General features: G+C 72.6%; 14 protein-coding genes. 4 read left to right on the forward strand and 10 right to left on the reverse strand.

Annotated elements, in window-relative coordinates; translation table 11 throughout:
• Position 1 precedes the first annotated feature (1 nt).
• Positions 2–2,578 (forward strand): cyanophycin synthetase, encoded by a 2,577-nt coding sequence (gene cphA / locus WDZ95_RS20415; protein ID WP_425781205.1) that lies wholly within the window; start codon positions 2–4, stop codon positions 2,576–2,578.
• Positions 2,579–2,781: 203 nt separating this feature from the next.
• Here the strand turns inward: cphA and WDZ95_RS20420 are convergent, their stop codons facing one another.
• The 3 genes from WDZ95_RS20420 to WDZ95_RS20430 are packed head-to-tail and all read right to left on the reverse strand — an operon-like array spanning position 2,782 to position 5,728.
• A complete protein-coding gene (locus tag WDZ95_RS20420; RefSeq protein ID WP_425781207.1) occupies positions 2,782–3,693 on the reverse strand; it encodes a DMT family transporter in 912 nt (303 codons plus the stop codon).
• Positions 3,690–4,214: a methylated-DNA--[protein]-cysteine S-methyltransferase gene (locus tag WDZ95_RS20425; RefSeq protein ID WP_425781209.1), complete on the reverse strand. Its 525-nt coding sequence runs from the start codon at positions 4,212–4,214 to the stop codon at positions 3,690–3,692. The genes WDZ95_RS20420 and WDZ95_RS20425 overlap by 4 nt, the downstream gene beginning before the upstream one ends.
• Positions 4,211–5,728: a DNA-3-methyladenine glycosylase 2 family protein gene (locus tag WDZ95_RS20430; protein WP_425781211.1), complete on the reverse strand. Its 1,518-nt coding sequence runs from the start codon at positions 5,726–5,728 to the stop codon at positions 4,211–4,213. Before WDZ95_RS20430 ends, WDZ95_RS20425 begins: the two co-directional genes overlap by 4 nt.
• A gap of 123 nt (positions 5,729–5,851) precedes the next feature.
• Here WDZ95_RS20430 and WDZ95_RS20435 point away from each other — a divergent pair, with 123 nt between their 5' ends.
• From WDZ95_RS20435 to WDZ95_RS20445, 3 genes are read left to right on the forward strand one after another with little or no spacing between them, the layout of a single operon-like run.
• Positions 5,852–7,234, forward strand: a complete 1,383-nt coding sequence (locus tag WDZ95_RS20435) for a phosphomannomutase/phosphoglucomutase (protein ID WP_425781213.1) — start codon at positions 5,852–5,854, stop codon at positions 7,232–7,234.
• 5 nt (positions 7,235–7,239) lie between these two features.
• A complete protein-coding gene (locus WDZ95_RS20440) occupies positions 7,240–8,106 on the forward strand; it encodes a glycosyltransferase family 2 protein (RefSeq protein ID WP_425781414.1) in 867 nt (288 codons plus the stop codon).
• Positions 8,099–8,890 carry a glycosyltransferase family 2 protein gene (locus WDZ95_RS20445; protein WP_425781215.1) on the forward strand — a complete coding sequence of 264 codons (792 nt, stop codon included), beginning with the start codon at positions 8,099–8,101 and terminating at the stop codon, positions 8,888–8,890. Before WDZ95_RS20440 ends, WDZ95_RS20445 begins: the two co-directional genes overlap by 8 nt.
• A 17-nt stretch (positions 8,891–8,907) precedes the next feature.
• Here the strand turns inward: WDZ95_RS20445 and WDZ95_RS20450 are convergent, their stop codons facing one another.
• From WDZ95_RS20450 to WDZ95_RS20480, 7 genes are all read right to left on the reverse strand, one after another.
• On the reverse strand, positions 8,908–9,975 hold the full coding sequence (locus WDZ95_RS20450; protein WP_425781217.1) for a hypothetical protein: 1,068 nt from the start codon (positions 9,973–9,975) through the stop codon (positions 8,908–8,910).
• On the reverse strand, positions 9,972–11,222 hold the full coding sequence (locus WDZ95_RS20455; RefSeq protein ID WP_425781219.1) for an O-antigen ligase family protein: 1,251 nt from the start codon (positions 11,220–11,222) through the stop codon (positions 9,972–9,974). Before WDZ95_RS20455 ends, WDZ95_RS20450 begins: the two co-directional genes overlap by 4 nt.
• The gene (locus WDZ95_RS20460; protein WP_425781221.1) at positions 11,219–13,237 is read right to left on the reverse strand and encodes a 3-deoxy-D-manno-octulosonic acid kinase; all 2,019 of its coding nucleotides are present in this window, start codon (positions 13,235–13,237) and stop codon (positions 11,219–11,221) included. The genes WDZ95_RS20455 and WDZ95_RS20460 overlap by 4 nt, the downstream gene beginning before the upstream one ends.
• A complete protein-coding gene (locus WDZ95_RS20465; protein WP_425781222.1) occupies positions 13,234–13,974 on the reverse strand; it encodes a glycosyltransferase in 741 nt (246 codons plus the stop codon). Before WDZ95_RS20465 ends, WDZ95_RS20460 begins: the two co-directional genes overlap by 4 nt.
• 75 nt (positions 13,975–14,049) lie before the next feature.
• Entirely contained in the window at positions 14,050–15,378 is a 1,329-nt protein-coding gene (locus WDZ95_RS20470; RefSeq protein WP_425781224.1) for a TolC family outer membrane protein, read from the reverse strand.
• A gap of 31 nt (positions 15,379–15,409) precedes the next feature.
• On the reverse strand, positions 15,410–15,754 hold the full coding sequence (locus WDZ95_RS20475; RefSeq protein ID WP_205710709.1) for a rhodanese-like domain-containing protein: 345 nt from the start codon (positions 15,752–15,754) through the stop codon (positions 15,410–15,412).
• A gap of 10 nt (positions 15,755–15,764) precedes the next feature.
• The gene (locus tag WDZ95_RS20480) at positions 15,765–16,454 is read right to left on the reverse strand and encodes a protein-L-isoaspartate O-methyltransferase family protein (RefSeq protein WP_425781227.1); all 690 of its coding nucleotides are present in this window, start codon (positions 16,452–16,454) and stop codon (positions 15,765–15,767) included.
• Positions 16,455–16,490 lie beyond the last annotated feature (36 nt).

Here is a 16,490-nt window from a genome sequence, read left to right on the forward strand (position 1 = left end):
CATGGAACTCACCCGCACCCGGGCCCTGCGCGGCCCCAATCTCTGGTCCCGCCACACCGCGATCGAAACCGTGGTGCGCTGCGAGGACAACGAACGTGCCATCTCGGGTCTTGCCGGCTTCGAGCCGCGGCTGCGCGACCAGTTTCCGCACCTCGGCGCGCTGCGCAGCACAGGCGGGCCGCTGTCGCTGGCCCACGTGCTCGAGGCCGTCACGCTGACGCTGCAGGCGCAGGCCGGCTGCCCCGTCACCTTCAGCCGCACCGCGGCCACGGTGGAGCGCGGCGTGTACCAGGTGGTGGTGCAGTACAGCGAAGAGGCCGTGGGCCGCCGCGCGCTCGCGCTCGCGAGCGAGCTGATCCAGGCCGTGCTCGAACGCCGCGCCTTCGACGTCACCGCTGCGCTCGCCGAGCTGCGCGAACTCGACGAAGACGAGCGCCTGGGCCCGAGCACCGGCTCCATCGTCAACGCCGCCGTGGCGCGCGGCATTCCGTTTCGCCGCCTCACCACCGGCAGCCTGGTGCAGTTCGGCTGGGGCAGCAAGGCGCGCCGCATCCAGGCCGCCGAGGTCGACCGCACCAGCGCCGTGGCCGAATCCATCGCGCAGGACAAGGAACTCACCAAGCGGCTGCTGCTGGCCGCGGGCGTGCCCGTGCCCCTGGGCCGCCCCGTGACCGATGTGGACGACGCCTGGGCCGCGGCGATCGAGGTCGGCCTGCCCGTGGTGCTCAAACCGCGCGACGGTAACCAGGGCAAGGGCGTCACGGTGAACGTGACCACGCGCAAGCAGCTCGAGGCCGCGTACCACACGGCCGCCGCCATCGGCGACGTGCTGGTCGAGCGCTTCCTGCCGGGCCGCGACTACCGCCTGCTGGTGGTGGGCAACCGCCTGGTCGCGGCCTCGCGCCGCGACCCGCCGCAGGTCATCGGCGATGGCCAGCACACCGTGCAGCAGCTGGTCGACATCGTCAACGCCGACCCGCGCCGCGGCGACGGCCACGCCACCTCGCTCACCAAAATCCGCTTCGACGACATCGCGCGCGCCACGCTCACCGCGCAGGGCCTGCAGCCCGACAGCGTGCCCGACAAGGGCCGCCGCGTGGTGTTGCGCAGCAACGCCAACCTGAGCACCGGCGGCACCGCCACCGACGTGACCGACGACGTGCACCCCGACGTGGCCGCGCGCGCGATCGCGGCCGCGCAGATGATCGGCCTCGACATCTGCGGCGTGGACGTGGTGTGCGAGACCCTGCTGCGCCCGCTCGAAGACCAGGCCGGTGGCGTGGTCGAGGTGAACGCGGCCCCGGGCCTGCGCATGCACCTCTCGCCCTCGTTCGGCCATGCGCGCGACGTCGGCAAGGCCGTGATCGACGACATGTTCCCCAACGGCGGCGACGGCCGCATTCCCGTGGTGGCGGTCACCGGCACCAACGGCAAGACCACCACGGTGCGCCTCATCGCCCACCTGATCGCGGCCAGCGGCCTGCGCGTGGGCATGACCAACACCGACGGCGTGTACGTGAACGGCCGCCAGACCGACAGCGGCGACTGCAGCGGCCCGCGCAGCGCGCGCAACGTGCTCATGCACCCCGACGTCGATGCCGCCGTGTTCGAGACCGCGCGCGGCGGCGTGCTGCGCGAGGGCCTGGGCTTCGACCGCTGCCAGGTGGCCGTGGTGACCAACGTGGGCGCGGGCGACCACCTGGGCCTGAACTACATCACCACGGTCGAAGACCTCGCGGTGCTCAAGCGCGTGATCGTGCAGAACGTGGCCGAGAACGGTTTCGCGGTGCTCAACGCGGCCGACCCGATCGTGGCCGAGATGATCCACAACTGCCCGGGCCAGGTGATCTACTTCGCCCAGGACCGCGCGCAGCCCGTGATGGCCACGCACCGCGCCCAGGGCCGCCGCGTGGTCTACGTGGACCAGGGCGACGTGGTGGTGGAGCAGGGCGAGATGGCCGAGCGCTTCGCGCTCAGCGCCATCCCCATCACGCGCAACGGCCAGATCGGCTTCCAGGTCGAGAACGTGATGGCCGCGATCGCTGCGGCCTGGGGCGCCGGCCTGTCGTGGGACGCGATCCGCCGCGGCCTGGCCACCTTCCACAACGACGCGCACAACGCGCCGGGCCGCTTCAACGTCATGGACTACCGCGGCGCCACCGTGATCGCCGACTACGGCCACAACCCCGACGCGATGCGCGCGCTGGTGCAGGCCGTGGAGGCGCTGCCGGCGCAGCGCCGTTCCGTGGTGATCAGCGGCGCGGGCGACCGCCGCGACCAGGACATCCGCGAGCAGACGCAGATCCTGGGCGCGGCCTTCGACGAGGTCATCCTGTACCAGGACGCGTGCCAGCGCGGCCGCGCCGACGGCGAGGTGATCGCGCTGCTGCGCGACGGCCTCAAGGGCGCGAAGCGGGCGCACGACGTGCTGGAGATCCAGGGCGAGTTCAAGGCCATCGACACCGCGCTGGAGCGGCTGCAGCCGGGCGATCTGTGCCTGGTGCTGGTCGACCAGGTGGAGGCCGCGCTGGCCCACCTGCAGATGCGAACGCAGTCACCGGAAGTGGCGGTGGCGTGAGTTCGGGGCCCTCTTCGGAGGGCCTTTCTGCATTTCTGACGGTGGGTTTCCTCAGGGCCGCTGGAGCGGGTGCCCGTGCTCCGGCGTGCTCGCGGGCGGCGGCAGCTGGGGTGCATGCACCTTTGTGTCAACGCCTTGGTTGGTGCGCTGGCTCTGAGGCAACCGCGAATGGCGCCTGCGCACAGGCACCCGCTCCATCGGCCTCAGCGCCGCCGCTCGAGCGCCCCCACCTTTACCAGCCCCGTGGACAGCGCCGTGCCGCACAGGATCACCGCGCCGCACACCACCATCCACGCGCTCACCTGCTCGCCCAGGAACAGGGCGCCGTAGAGCAGCGCGAACACCGGGATCAGGAAGGTCACGGTCAGGGCCTTGGCCGGCCCGGCGCGCTCGATGATGCGGAAGTAGAGGATGTAGGCGATCGAGGTGCACAGCACCGCCAGCGCCACGATGGCCCCCCACGCGCCCGCACTCGGCGCGGTGGCCGGCCACCACCAAGCGGCCGGCCCGGCCAGCGCCAGCGAGGCGCCGATCTGGCTGCCCGTGGCCGAGGCCAGCGGCTGCACACCCGTGAGGTAGCGCTTGGTGAAACTCGCCGCGATGCCGTAGCACGTGGTGGCCAGCAGGCAGGCGCCCATGGCCGCGAGCGACAGCGCGTGGCCGCCCGCCGTGGCCATGCCGCGCGCGTCCACGCCCGACTTGCCCAGCACCAGCAGCGTCACGCCCACGAAGCCGATCGCCAGGCCCAGCACGCGCGAGCCGCCCGGCCGGTCTTTCAGCCACAGCCAGGCCACCAGCGCGCCCGTGAGCGGCACGGTGGCGTTGAGGATGGCCGACACGCCCGTGGGGATGTGCAGCACCGCGAACGAGAACAGCAGAAAGGGCAGGCCCGAATTGAGCACGCCCACGAGCAGGATGGGCCGCCAGCGCGCGCGGAAATCGGCCCACACCGCGGCACGCAGGAACACCGGCAACAGGCACAGCGCGGCGATGCCCACGCGCAGGCCCGCGGTGGCCACCGGCCCGAACTCGGCCGCGCCCAGGCGCATGAACAGGAAGGACGCGCCCCAGAGCGCGCCCAGCACGGCGAATTCGAGCAGCAGCAAAGGGGTCATGCGAGCAGGGCGATGGCTTGGGCCCCGGCTTCGCGCTGCAGCAGCGCCTGCTTGCGGGGCAGCCCGCCAGCATAGCCGGTGAGCGCGCCGCCCGCGCCCAGCACGCGGTGGCAGGGCACCACGATGCTCAGCGGGTTGCGGCCCACGGCCGCGCCCACGGCGCGCACCGCGGCCGGCGCGTTCAGGCGCTGCGCGAGCGCGCCGTAGCTCAGGGTCTGGCCAGCGGGGATGTCGAGCAGCGCGCGCCACACCGAGCGCTGGAACGGCGTGCCGAAGGACAGGTCGAGCGGCAGCTCGAAGCTGTCGCGCCGCGCGGCGAAGTAGTCGCGCAGCTGGGCCGCGGCCTCGCGCAGCACGGGGTGCTGCGCATCGGGCCGCCACTGCGCCACCAGCGCGGGGTCGGGCGCGTGGCGCTGGTCGTGGAACCACACGCCGACCAGGGCGTGCCCGGTGGCGGCCAGGCGCAAGGGCCCCAGCGGCGTGGCCAGGTCGGAGCGGTGCAGGGTGGTGGGCAGTTTCATATGGGGGTGTCCGGTGCCGATGGGGGAACGGCTGCGTACAGGCCGGCCCAGGCGCGCAGCACGGCATAGCTGCGCCAGGGTTTCCAGGCCTGGGCCAGGGTGTCGCAGGCGCGTTCGCGCTCGCGCGGCGTGCCGCTCAGGCCCAGCGTGTGGTGCAGGGCCACGTCGGCCGCGGGCCAGGCGTCGGGCCAGCGCAGCGCGCGCATGGCGATGTACTGCGCGGTCCAGGGGCCGATGCCGGGCAGCGCGGTGAGCGCCTGCGTGGTGGCCGTCACGTTGGCGTGCGGGCCGAGGTCGAGCGTGCCGTGGGCGACCGCGCGCGCCAGCGCCTGGATGGCCGCCTGCCGCTGGCGCACGATGCCCAGCGCGCCCAGCGCATCGGGCGTGGCCTCGACCAGGGCCTGGGGTGTGGGGAACAGGCGGTTGAGTGCCGCGTCGGGTGTGGCGATGGGCTCGCCGAACGCCGCCACCAGCCGGCCCGCGAGCGTGCGCGCCGCGGCCACCGTGACCTGCTGGCCCAGCACCGCGCGCACCGCGAGCTCGAAGCCGTCGATGGCACCCGGCACGCGCAGGCCGCTGCCGCCGGGAAAGTGGTGGCCCAGCACGGCGTCGATGGCGTGCGGGTCGGCGTCGAGATCGCACAGCGCGCGCACGCGCCACAGCAGCGTGGGCAGCGCGGGCAGCAGGCCGTCGCTCGCGTGCAGCCACACGCGGTGGCGCTCGGGCTCGAAGCGCAGGCCGAACCAGCCGCTGTGCGCGCCGGTGGCGGTGTGCAGGCGCAGCGTGCGCCAGTAGCGCCGGCCCGCGGGGTCGATCGCATCCACGCCAGGCAGCAGGCGCGCGCCCAGGAAGGCCAGCAGCGCGTCCACATCGAGCGGTGGCCGCCAGCCCAGGGCCACGGCGCGGCTGCCCGCATCGGGCGTGCCGCTGCGGCGCATGGCCGTGGGGCTCAGGCCGTAACGCTCCTGCAGCGCGGCGTTGAAGCGGCGCAGGCTCGAGAACCCGCTGGCCTGGGCCACGGCCGTGATGGGCAAGGCGGTGTCGGTGAGCAACTGTTTGGCCGCGAGCAGGCGGCGCGTGTGCAGCACCTGCAGCGGCGACACGCCCAGCCGGGCCTCGAACACGCGGCGCAGGTGGCGGTCGCTCACGCCCAGGCGTTCGGCCAGGCGCTGCATGGCCGGGCCGTCTTCGCCGGCCCATTGCGCGGGGTCGTCGAGCAGGCGGCTCGCGTGCTGCACCAGCAGCTCGGCCGCGTCCTGCGTGCTCCAGGTGCGCGACTGCGGCGCGAGCTCGGGCCGGCAACGCAGGCAGGGCCGGAAGCCCGCGCGCTCGGCCTGGGCCGCGAACTCGAAGAAGCGGCAGTTGCCGCGCCGCGGTGTGCGAACCGAACACACCGGCCGGCAATAGATGCCGGTGGACGTGACGCCCGTGAAGAACCGGCCGTCGAAGCGCGCGTCGCGCGTGCACAGCGCGAGGTAGCGGGCGTCGTCGTCGAGGGCTTGGGGGGCGTCCATGGGGCCATGGTAGGCCAGACGGCAGGGGCCGACTCGCCGTTTCCGGACATGATCCTGTGACGGATGCGCCGTGGCGGCTTCCTACAATGCCGGCTTTGACCAACCGTCCTCGGGAGCCCCTGCATGCAAGTGTCCGCCTCCATCTTCAAGGCCTACGACGTCCGCGGTGTCGTGCCGAGCACGCTCGACGAGTGCGTGGCCGAGGCCCTGGGTCTGGCGTTCGGCACGGTCGCGCAGCGCCAGGGCGAGCGCACCGTGGCCGTGGGCCGCGACGGCCGCCTGAGCGGGCCGGCGCTGTCGGCGGCGCTGATCCGCGGCCTGGTGGCGGCCGGCATCGATGTGATCGACGTCGGCGTGGTGACCACGCCCATGCTGTACTTCGCGGCCGCCACGCTGTGCCACAGCGGCATCCAGGTCACGGGCAGCCACAACCCCAAGGACTACAACGGCTTCAAGATGGTCCTGGGCGGCCGCGCCATCTACGGTGAGGACATCCAGGCGCTGCGCCGCCTCATCGAGACCGACGGCGGCGTGCGCGCCGAGGGCGGCCGGGTGCGCAACGTCAACGTGGAAGCGCCGTACCGCGCGCGCATCGTGGGCGACGTGAAGCTCGCGCGGCCCATGAAGATCGTGGTCGACAGCGGCAACGGCGTGGCCGGCGCCTCGGCCCCCGCGCTGTTCCGCGCGCTGGGCTGCGAGGTCATCGAACTGTTCAGCGAGGTCGATGGCCACTTCCCCAACCACCACCCCGATCCGAGCAAGCCCGAGAACCTGCGCGACGTGATCCGCACCCTGGCCGAGACCGACGCCGAGCTCGGCCTGGCCTTCGACGGCGACGGCGACCGGCTGGGCATCGTCACCAAGGAAGGCAACAACATCTTCCCCGACCGCCAGATGGTGCTGTTCGCGCAGGACGTGCTCTCGCGCGTGCCGGGCGGCAACATCATTTACGACGTGAAGTGCTCGCAGCGCCTGGGCCCCGCGATCGAGGCCGCGGGCGGCGTGCCCCACATCTACAAGACCGGCCACTCGCTGATCAAGGCGCGCATGAAGGAACTCGACAGCCCGCTCGGCGGCGAGATGAGCGGCCACATCTTTTTCAAGGAACGCTGGTTCGGCTTCGACGACGGCACCTACGCGGGTGCGCGCCTGCTCGAGATCCTGAGCCGCCACCCCGACGCCAGCGCCGTGCTCAACGCCCTGCCCACCAGCCACAGCACGCCCGAGCTCAACGTGGCCTGCGCCGAGGGCGAGCCGCACGCGGTGGTGCAAAAGCTCGTGGCGCTCGCGCGTTTCGACGCGCCGGCCAAGGTGTCCACCATCGACGGCGTGCGCGTGGACTGGCCCGATGGTTTCGGCCTGATCCGCGCCTCCAACACCACGCCGGTGCTGGTGCTGCGCTTCGAAGGCCACACGCCCGAGGCGCTGCACCGCATCGAGGCCGCCATGCTGGCCCTGCTCAAGCAGGCCAAGCCCGACGCGGTGATCGGCGCGAGCGCGCATTGAACACCGTGGCACTCGACGATCCGCTGCAGCGGGTGACCGTGGTGCTGGTCACCTACCACAGCGCGCACTGCCTGGACGCGCTGCACGGCCTGCTCGCGCACTGCCCGCACATCGTGGTGTCGGACAACGGCAGCAGCGACGGCACGCCCGCGCAGGTGCGCGCGCGCTGGCCGCAGGCGGTGGTGCTCGAGCACGGCCGCAACCTGGGCTTCGGCACCGCGAACAACCGCGCGATTGCGCAGGCCAAGACGCCCTTTGCCTTCCTGCTCAACCCCGACTGCGAGGTCACGCCCGACGGCCTGCGCGAGCTCGTGCGCGCGGCCGATGCCTGGCCCGAGGCGGCCATCGTGGCGCCGCAGCTCGAAGGCGCGCCGGGCCGCCCCGACGTGAACTACCGCTGGCCCAGCACGCTCTGGGGCTCGCGCGGTCCGGGCGCCGAGGCGCCCGCCTGCGTGGGCTTCGTGGTGGGTGCGGCCATGCTGTTCCGGCTCGAGCGCTTCGAGGGCGTGGGCTTCTTCGACGAAGACTTTTTCCTCTACTACGAAGACGACGACCTCTGCCTGCGCCTGTTCCAGGCGCACCGGCCCATCGTGGTCTGGCCCGCGGTGGCCGCGGTGCACCGCGCGCGCGGCTCGGTCAAGGGCAAGACGCCCTGGAAGAGCGAGTACCTGCGTGGCTACCACCACGCGCAATCGAAGCTGATCTACACCACCAAGCACCGCTCGCCCGCGCAGGCGCGGCGCCAGCGCTGGCGCGTGCTGCTGGGCACCACGGTGGCATTGCCGTTCCGCGCCATTGCGTGGTCGCCGCGGCTGCTCGCGCGCATGGCGGGGCGCTGGATGGGGCTGGTGCGCTGGAGGCCGCATGGCTGACGCGGGCAAACGGCCCACGCTGGGCATCGCGGTGCTCACGCTCAACGAGGCGCAGCGCATCGAGGCCTGCCTGCGCAGCGCGGCCTTCGCCGACCGCGTGGTGGTGATCGACAGCGGCAGCGACGACGGCACGCGCGAGATCGCGCGCCGCCTGGGCGCGCGCGTGGAGCTCTACACCGAGTGGCAGGGCTTCGCGGTGCAGCGCACGCGCGCCCTGATGCACCTCGACACCGACTTCGTGTTCTTCCTCGACGCCGACGAAGAGATCACGCCCGCGTTGCAGGCGGAGATCGAGGCCGCCGTGGCTTCAGGCGAGGACGCGGCCTGGCGCGTCTGGTGGGACGAGGTCGCCTTCGGCCGCGCGCTCACGCGCATGAAGCCGCGCGGCGGCATCCAGCGCCTGTTCCGCCGCGCCACGCTCGAGCGCTTCGAGGGCGTGGTGCACGAAGCGCCGGTGCTGCGGCATGCGGTGCCGGTGCGCGGCTTTCGCGCGCGGCTGCGGCACCACTCGCGGCCCACGGTGTACGGCAGCCTGCGCAAGCTCGCGCAGTACGTGCAGCTGGGCGCGGCCAAGCGCGCGCAACAGGGCAAGAAGGGTGGCGTGTGGCGCGGCCTCGTGATGGGCCAGCTCGTGTTCCTGCGCGTGTACCTGTTCCAGCGCGCCTTCCTGTGCGGCGGGCCGGGCTTTCTCTATGCGCTGTTCATCGCGCTCGAGACCTTCTTCCGTTACGCGGCGCTGCGCTACGACCCGCACGACGGCGAACGCCCGCTGGCCCAGCGCTGATGCGCCGCGCGGGCGCGTCAGCCCGCGAACTTCATCTCGAGCTTGAGCCCCCAGTAGGCCAGGGTGTCGCGCCAGCCGGTGGGCAGCTGTGGCCGTCGGCGGTCGGGGTTGCGCAGCGCGGGCTGGATCAGGTGCTGGTCGAACAGCGCCATCACGCGCTGCGGGTTGTAGAGCGGGGTGTAGCGGTCCCATTGGCCGGCGCGCACCGCCGCGCGGTCAAACGTGGCGATGCGCCGCAGCAGCTCGTCGGCGCTCGCGTAGGGCCAGCCCGCGTCGCCGAGCACGGCGATGTGGTGGCGGTGCTTGCTGCGCGCATAGGTCAGCACGGGCTTGTTGCGCACCGAGAACTCGCCGCACGCGAGCCCGAACGATTCGCCCTGCAGCCGCGCGTGCAGCATGGCGTCGCAGGTGTTGATGAAGCGCGTCTTGCGTTGCAGGTCGCCGGTGCCGGGCAGGAACACCGCGCGCGGGTGGTCCACGAAGCGCGCGATGTTGAGGAACACGAACCAGGTGCCGGGCTGTTCCTGCAGCGCGCGGCGCACGGCCTCGATCGCACAGGGCACGTCGAAGCTCTGCGCGCCGCCGTGGCAACCCAGCACCGTGGCCTCGGCGGGAATGCCGAGCTCGGCGCGCAGGTCACCGTCTTCGGCGGGCAGGGCGACGATGTGCGGCACCGCGGGGATGTGGCCGCGCGAGCAGCGCTCGCTGAGCCAGTCGGAAATGAAGGCATAGGACGCGCCGTGCGCCTGCCGCGGCGCGCTCGGGAAGACCGCGTGCACCATGGTCGGCACCGCGAGCGAGAGCAGGCCGTCGGGCCGGCCGGCCTTGATCGCGTACAGCAGGTCGGCGCCGCAGCGCTGCAGCAGGCCGTCGAGCGCGTCGCGGTCCGGGTAGGCGATCAGCTCGAAGCGGCGCGCGAACTTGGCGATCGCCTGCGGGTCGTTGTGTGCGGCGTTCGCCGGGTACAGCACCACGCTGCGGTGGCCGAGCTGCGCCTCGGCGCCTTCGGCGTAGTCGTACAGCGCCACCTCGGTGCCGCGCAGCGAGAGCTGGTTCGAGTGGAAGGCGATGGTGAGGCGCTTCACGGGCCGGGCTCCGGTGCGCGCGCCCGGCGCGCGATCAGGCTGGCCATGACCAGCGCGCTCATGAGGATCAGGCAGTGGTTCTCGGTGGAGAGCCAGAACGAGCTGTGGCTCACGCAGGCGGCGCACAACGTGGCCACGAAGGCCAGCGCCAGGGCGCGCCGCCGCGGCTCGTGCCGCCAGGCCTCGCGCACGATCACCGCGATGAAGGCCAGGAAAAGCAGCAGGCCGATCGCGCCCTGCTCGTAGAGGAAGAACAGGAACTGGTTGTGCGGGTGCGGGCAGACCACCTCGCAATAGCCGGGCGCGGTGAAGTGCTGCTTCGCGCCCACGGGGTAAGAGGCCGTGCCGTGGCCGAGCAGCGGGGCATCCGCCGCACGCTCCAGCACGAAGCGGATCATCTGCACGCGTGCCCCGATCGAGGTGACGGGCCCGTTGCCGGCATTGGCGGCCTCGTTGACCGCGCCCTGCCAGCGGTCCAGCAGCACCGGCGACGTGACCGCGGCAGCGAACAGCGCGCCCACGCCCACCAGGGTGGCGATCACCACCCAGCGTGAGCGCGCGGCCGCCAGCACCAGGGCGAACACCGCGGTGGAGGCGGCCCAGGCGAGGTAACCCGTGCGGCCCGCCAAGAGCACGAGGATGCTGGCCGACGCGGCGGCCCACAGCAGGATCAGGCCGGCACGGCGCCAGCCCGCCTGCCTGTCCGTGGCCCAGAACGCGCACAGGGAGGCGAACACGCTCATCATCAGCCCCTGCGAGATGTAGTCCTTGAACACCGTGTGGTCGCCGCCGAAACCCTGGTTGTGCGTGCGTGTCCACGAGAAGTCGAACCACACGTTGAGCCAGGTCACGGCCAGCGTGAACAACAGCGCGACCGCAAAGGCCTGCCAGCAGCGCCGGCGCACGCGCGCGTCTTGCAGCAGCGCGATGAAGACCGGGATCATCGCGAACTTGAGGTACTTCTGCACGAAGCCTGTCACGCCCTCGCGGTCGGCGGGCGACCAGGCCACGGCGATCACGATCCAGGCGAACAGCGCGAGCGCGGGCCCCACCAGCGGGTTGCGAAAGGCCTCTCGCAGCGCCGCGCGCGAGTCGGCGCCCCCGAGCGACAGCGCCCACAGCAGCAGCGTGAGCAGCAGCGCCACGTTGGCCAGTGCGACCGACATCGGGAACGCGAAGAAAACCAGCACGAGGCCGGCCTGAGCGCCTTTGAAGGCGCCGGTGTTCAGCGTGTGGGCCAGGCTCATGGGCGCTCGCTCGCGGGGGCTGGTTCGTAGGCCGCCAGCAGCAAGGCCCAGTCGGCCTCGTGCCAGTGGAAAGGGGTTTGCCGCTGCGCCTCCTTGCGCAGCGAGCGTTGAAGCCGCGCGAGGTTGGCGGCCTTCCAGCCACTGCCGGCACGCACGGCGCATTTGTCGAAGTCGACCACCCAGGCGCTGTCCTGCGCACCGAGCAGCAGGTTGTGGGCATTGAGGTCGGCGTGGAACACCTGGCGCTCGTGCAGGCGGCGGATGGCCTGGCCCAGCGCGGCCCACTGTGCGGGCGTGGGCCGGGCCTCGCGCAGGCATTGCACCAGGTTGCGCGTGTCCGGCAGCCAGGCCACGGCGATGTCGGCGCTGTAGACCAGGCCGTGCGGGCGGTGCAGCGCGGCCACGGGCGCGGGCACGGGCAGGTCCCAGCTGCGCATCAGGCGCAGCAGCGCGAACTCGCGCAGCGCGCGGCCCCTGGCCAGGGGTTCGCGCACGAAGCGGTCATCGCTCAGGCGCGCCACCAGGCCGCCGCGCCGGTAGTGGCGCAACACGTAGGGGCCCGCGGCCGCGGGCACCAGCGCGGCCTGGCCGCGGCCGCTGCCGGTGGCCAGGCGCTCGGCGGCGGGCGCGGGCAGGAAGTCGGCGGGCGCGAGCGCGGCGCTGCGCGCCGGGTCGAACCACACGGTGCGGCCGTCGGCATCGGTGCGGTGTTCGATGGGGACCAGCCGCTGCGGCTTCACCGGCCCGGTGGCGGCGTGCAGCGCCTGCAGGCAGCGCTGGGTGGCGCCGCGGTGGTCGGCCATGAGCGCGAGCGCGGCCTGGCCGCGGCGGGCCCAGGTCTCGGGGAACGAGAGCGCCTGCGCCACTGCGGCTTCGAGCGCGGACGCGTCGGCCACGCGCAGTGCGGCGCCGCGCTGCGCGGCTTCGTCGAACAGCGCGGGCGCGTTGTGGGTGTGGGGGCCGAACAGCACGGGCTGGCCGAGCGAGAGCGGCTCGAGCGGGTTGTGGCCGCCCACGGGTGCGAGCGTGCCGCCCACGAAGCACAGCGCCGCGTGGCGGTACCAGAACATGAGCTCGCCCATGGTGTCGGCGAGCAGCACGTGCTGGCCGGGCTGCAGCGCCTCGCCACGGCTGCGGCGCGCGTGCGGCCAGCTCGCGCGCGCCAGCGCCTGCGACACGGCGTCGAAGCGCTGCGGGTGGCGCGGCACCAGCACCAGCACCGCGTCGGGGTGGCGCGCGTGGATGGCGGGCCAGGCCGCGAGCCAGGCGGTCTCGTCGCCCTCGTGCGTGCTGCCGGCCACCACCAGGCGGCGGCCTTGCAGGTCGGGGGGCAGCGGGCGTTCGTCGCCGCCGGCCGCGAGGTCGAACTTGAGGTTGCCGGCCACGGCCACGCGCTCGGCCGCCACACCGAGCGCGACGAAGCGGGCGGCCGTGGCCTCGTCGGCGGCGGCCACGCGCAGGCCGGACCAGGCGTGCGCCATGAGCGCCTGCCAGCGCTGGTAGCGCGCGGCCGAGGCTTCGGTGAGGCGGGCATTCACGAGCACGACGGGCAGGGCGCGTTCGGCGCAGGCGAACAGCCACTGCGGCCAGAGTTCGCGCTCGATCAGGATCAGCGCCTGCGGCCGCAGCCGGTCGAGGAAGCGGCACACCGCGCCCGGCGTGTCCAGCGGCGCGTAGCGGTGGGTGATGCGATCGCCCCAGGCGGCGCGCAATGCGGCCGCGCCGGTGGGCGTCTGGGTGCTGACGACGAGGCTGTGCGCGGGCCAGTCGCGCAGCAGGGCTTCGATGAGCGGACGCGCGGCCTGGACCTCGCCGACCGAGGCCGCATGCAGCCACAGACCGCCCATGGGCGTGGGATCGACGGGGATGAAGCCCAGGCGCTCGCGCAGGCGCTCCCGGTAGGCCGGTTCGCGCCGGCCGCGCCACCACAACCAGCCCAGCAGCGGCAGCGTGAGCGCGCGCATCAGGCCGCGGTAGGCCCGCAACGGCGCGGTGGCGCGCGGGCTCGTGTTCAACGCCAGTGTTCGGCCACCCACGCCGTGGGCAGCACGCGCCGGTACCACTTGCCGCTCACGCCGGCGATGGCATCGGGCGGGTTGGGTTTGCCATGGAAAGCGATGATGCGTGCGCCGGGCGGGATCTCGGGCGCCTTGAACCAGCCCATGAGGCCGCGGTGCATGCAGTGGCGCTTGAAGCTCACGCACCAGCCTTCGGGCCAGTAGCTCACCTTGCCCTGGCGGCCCAGGAAGCCGGTGATGTATTCCTGCTCGTTGCGCACGTCGGCGATGGACTGCGGGTAGCCCTGCTTGAGGTGCTCGAGCGCGTCGGTGTGGGCGCCGATGGTGTAGCGGTAGCACGAGGTGTTGCCCGTGCCGTCCTGCTTGTCCCATTCCTTGATGACCACGAACTCGCCCGGCAGGTCGAAGAAGGGGTCGAGGCTGTCGACGATGACGATGTCGAGGTCGAGGAAGAGGGTGGGGCCGGTGAGGTCGTAGAGCGGGTCGGCAAAGCTCGTGAGCTTGAGCCAGCCGTGGCCGAAGGTCCAGGGCTTGCGCTGGTCGAATTCGTCGAAGCCCACGGCGGGGATCGGCTTGACCTCGATGCCCGGGGCTATGCCGGTGCCGTCGTCGGTGAGGCAGACGAAGCGGAAGGGCCGGTGCAGGTGCCGCGACACCATGCTGTGGAGCTTGTTGACGTATTCGGGGCCGTACTTGCGGCCCCATTTGATGCACAGCACGTTGACGGCTTGCACGTCATCTCCTGCAGGTGAAATACGGGGTCAGGGCGCCTGTGAGGGCCCGCGGAACAGGGGGGGAGTGTATCGGGCTCAGCGCGCCAGCAGCGCGTCGATGGCCTGCAGGTCGGCCGGCGTGAGGTCGCCGCTGGCCTGGCGCAGGCGCAGCGAGCCCAGCAGCACGTTGTAGCGCGCCTGGGCCAGGTCGCGCTTGGTCTGGAACAGCTGGCTCTGCGCATTCAGCACGTCGATGTTGATGCGCACGCCCACCTGGTAGCCGAGCTGGTTGGCTTCGAGCGCGCTCTGGCTCGAGGCCTCGGCCGCTTCGAGCGCCTTCACCTGCCCCTGGCCCGAGACCACGCCGAAAAACGCGCTGCGCGTGTTCAGGTCGACGCCGCGGCGCGCGGCTTCGAGGTCGGCGCGGGCTTTTTCTTCGAGGGCGAGGGTCTGCTTCACGCGGTTCTGCACCGAGAAGCCCGCGAACAGCGGCAGGTTGAGCTGCACGCCCACGCTGGCGGTGTTGTTGCGCACGTAGCCCGGAATGCCCTGCACGCCCGAGGGCGCGCGCGCCACCTGGTACTGGCCCACGAGATCCACCGTGGGCTTGTGGCCGGCCTCGGCGCGCTGGGTTTCGAGCTGCGCGATCTCGAGGTTGCGGCGCGCCTGCAGCACGCTGGGGTGGTTCTCGCCCAGGCGTTCGATCCAGGCCTGCGGGTCGGCTGGCTGCAGCGGCGGCAGCACCACGGGCGCGGCCAGCGGGCGCGGCACCACGCCACCGCGGCCCACGAGCTGGTCGAGCGCCAGGCGCTTGACGCGCAGGTCGTTCTCGGCCGCGATCTCCTGCGCGTTCACCAGGTCGGCGCGGGCCTGGGCCTCACGCGCGTCGGTCACGGTGGCGGTGCCGACCTCGAAGTTGCGGCGCGCCGCGGCGAGCTGCTCGGCCACGGCGGTTTTCTGCGCACGCACGAAGGTCAGCGTGTCCTGCGCGGCGAGCACGTCGAAGTAGGCCTGCGAGGTGCGCAGGATCAGGCTTTGTTCGGCCTGGGTGAGCTGGGCCTGCGAGATGTCGATCGAGCGCTGGGCCTGCTCGTTCGCGAGCCGGTTGGCCGGGCGGTAGAGCGGCTGGCTGGCCGAGAGCGTGACGTTCTGGTTGTTGCTGGTGCCGTCGAGCGCGTTGGCGCTGCTGTCGCGGTTGGCCCAGTTCGCCCCGGCGCCCAGCCCCACCTGCGGCAGCAGCCCGGCGCGGGCCTGCGCGGCCTGCGCGAGGTTGGCTTCGTACTGCGAGCGTGCCGCGAGGTAGGTGGCGTCGTAGCCGCGCGCGGCTTCGAACAGTTCGGCCAGGCTCTGGGCCTGGGCGGCCGACGCGAGGGCCAGCAGCAGGGCCACGGCCAGCGGGCGCGCACGGGGGGCGATTCGGGTCATGGGCAGGTCCTTGGCGCAGGGCGCGTTTCGATTAATACCGCGGCACCGAGGGATCGCGCTCGTGCGACCAGCGCTCGATGCCGCCGTGCACGTTGACGACCCGGCTGAAGCCCTGGTTCATCAGGAAGTGCGTGACCTGGGCGCTGCGCCCGCCGTGGTGGCACAGGCAGGCGATCGGGCGCTCGGGGTCGAGTTCGGCCAGGCGCGCGGGGATGGTCTGCATGGGCATGTGCACGAGCTCGAAGCCCTGCGGCGTGACGCTGGCGGTCTGCAGTTCCCAGGCTTCGCGCACGTCGAGCACCACCGGAAGGGCGGCGCCGTCGGCGCTGTGCTGGCGAACCCAGTCGTCGATCTGGGCGGGGGTGATGGCCTGCATGGGGTGGGGCTCAGAAACGGAAGCGCGAGGGCTCGGGGAAGTTCTGCAGGCGCGCGGCCACGGTGTCCCAGGGCTGCTCGGTGCGGAACGAGGACGGGCCGGTGCGCGTGATGAGGGTGGCGCGCATCACGGGCTCGCCGCCGGTGATGGCGATCAGGCGGCCGCCCGGGGCCAGCAGTTCGAGCAGGTCCGCCGGCACTTCGGCCACCGAGCCGCCCAGCAGGATGGCGTCGAAGGGGGCGCCGCTGCGGCAGGCCGCGAAGCCGTTGGCGGTGGCGTCGGCGGCGCGCACATCCACGTTGCGCAGGCCCGCGCGCTGCAGGTTGGCGCGCGCGCGTTCGGCGGTGGCCGGGTCGATCTCGAGCGAAAGCACCTGCTGCGCCAGGCTGGCCATGAGGGCGGCGGTGTAGCCGCTGCCGGTGCCGATCTCGAGCACCTTGTCGGTGGGTTGCAGGCCCAGGTCCTGCACCAGGCGGGCCTGCACGCGCGGGGCCAGCATGCAGCGGCCTTCCACGGCGGGATGGTCCAGCGGCAGCTCCAGGTCGGCGAAGGCCAGGGCGCGCTGTGCGGCGGGCACGAAGTCTTCGCGGCGCACGCTGCCCAGCAGTTCGAGCACGCGGGCGTCGAGCACCTCCCAGGGGCGGACCTGCTGCTCGATCATGTTGAAACGGGCCTGTTCCAGGCTCAACGCGGTGGTCATGGGGTTCTCCAGTGGGGGTTCGGCAAAACCTTCAAA

The sequence above is a fragment of the Hydrogenophaga sp. T2 genome, from assembly GCF_049843535.1.
Taxonomy (GTDB): domain Bacteria; phylum Pseudomonadota; class Gammaproteobacteria; order Burkholderiales; family Burkholderiaceae_C; genus Hydrogenophaga; species Hydrogenophaga crocea.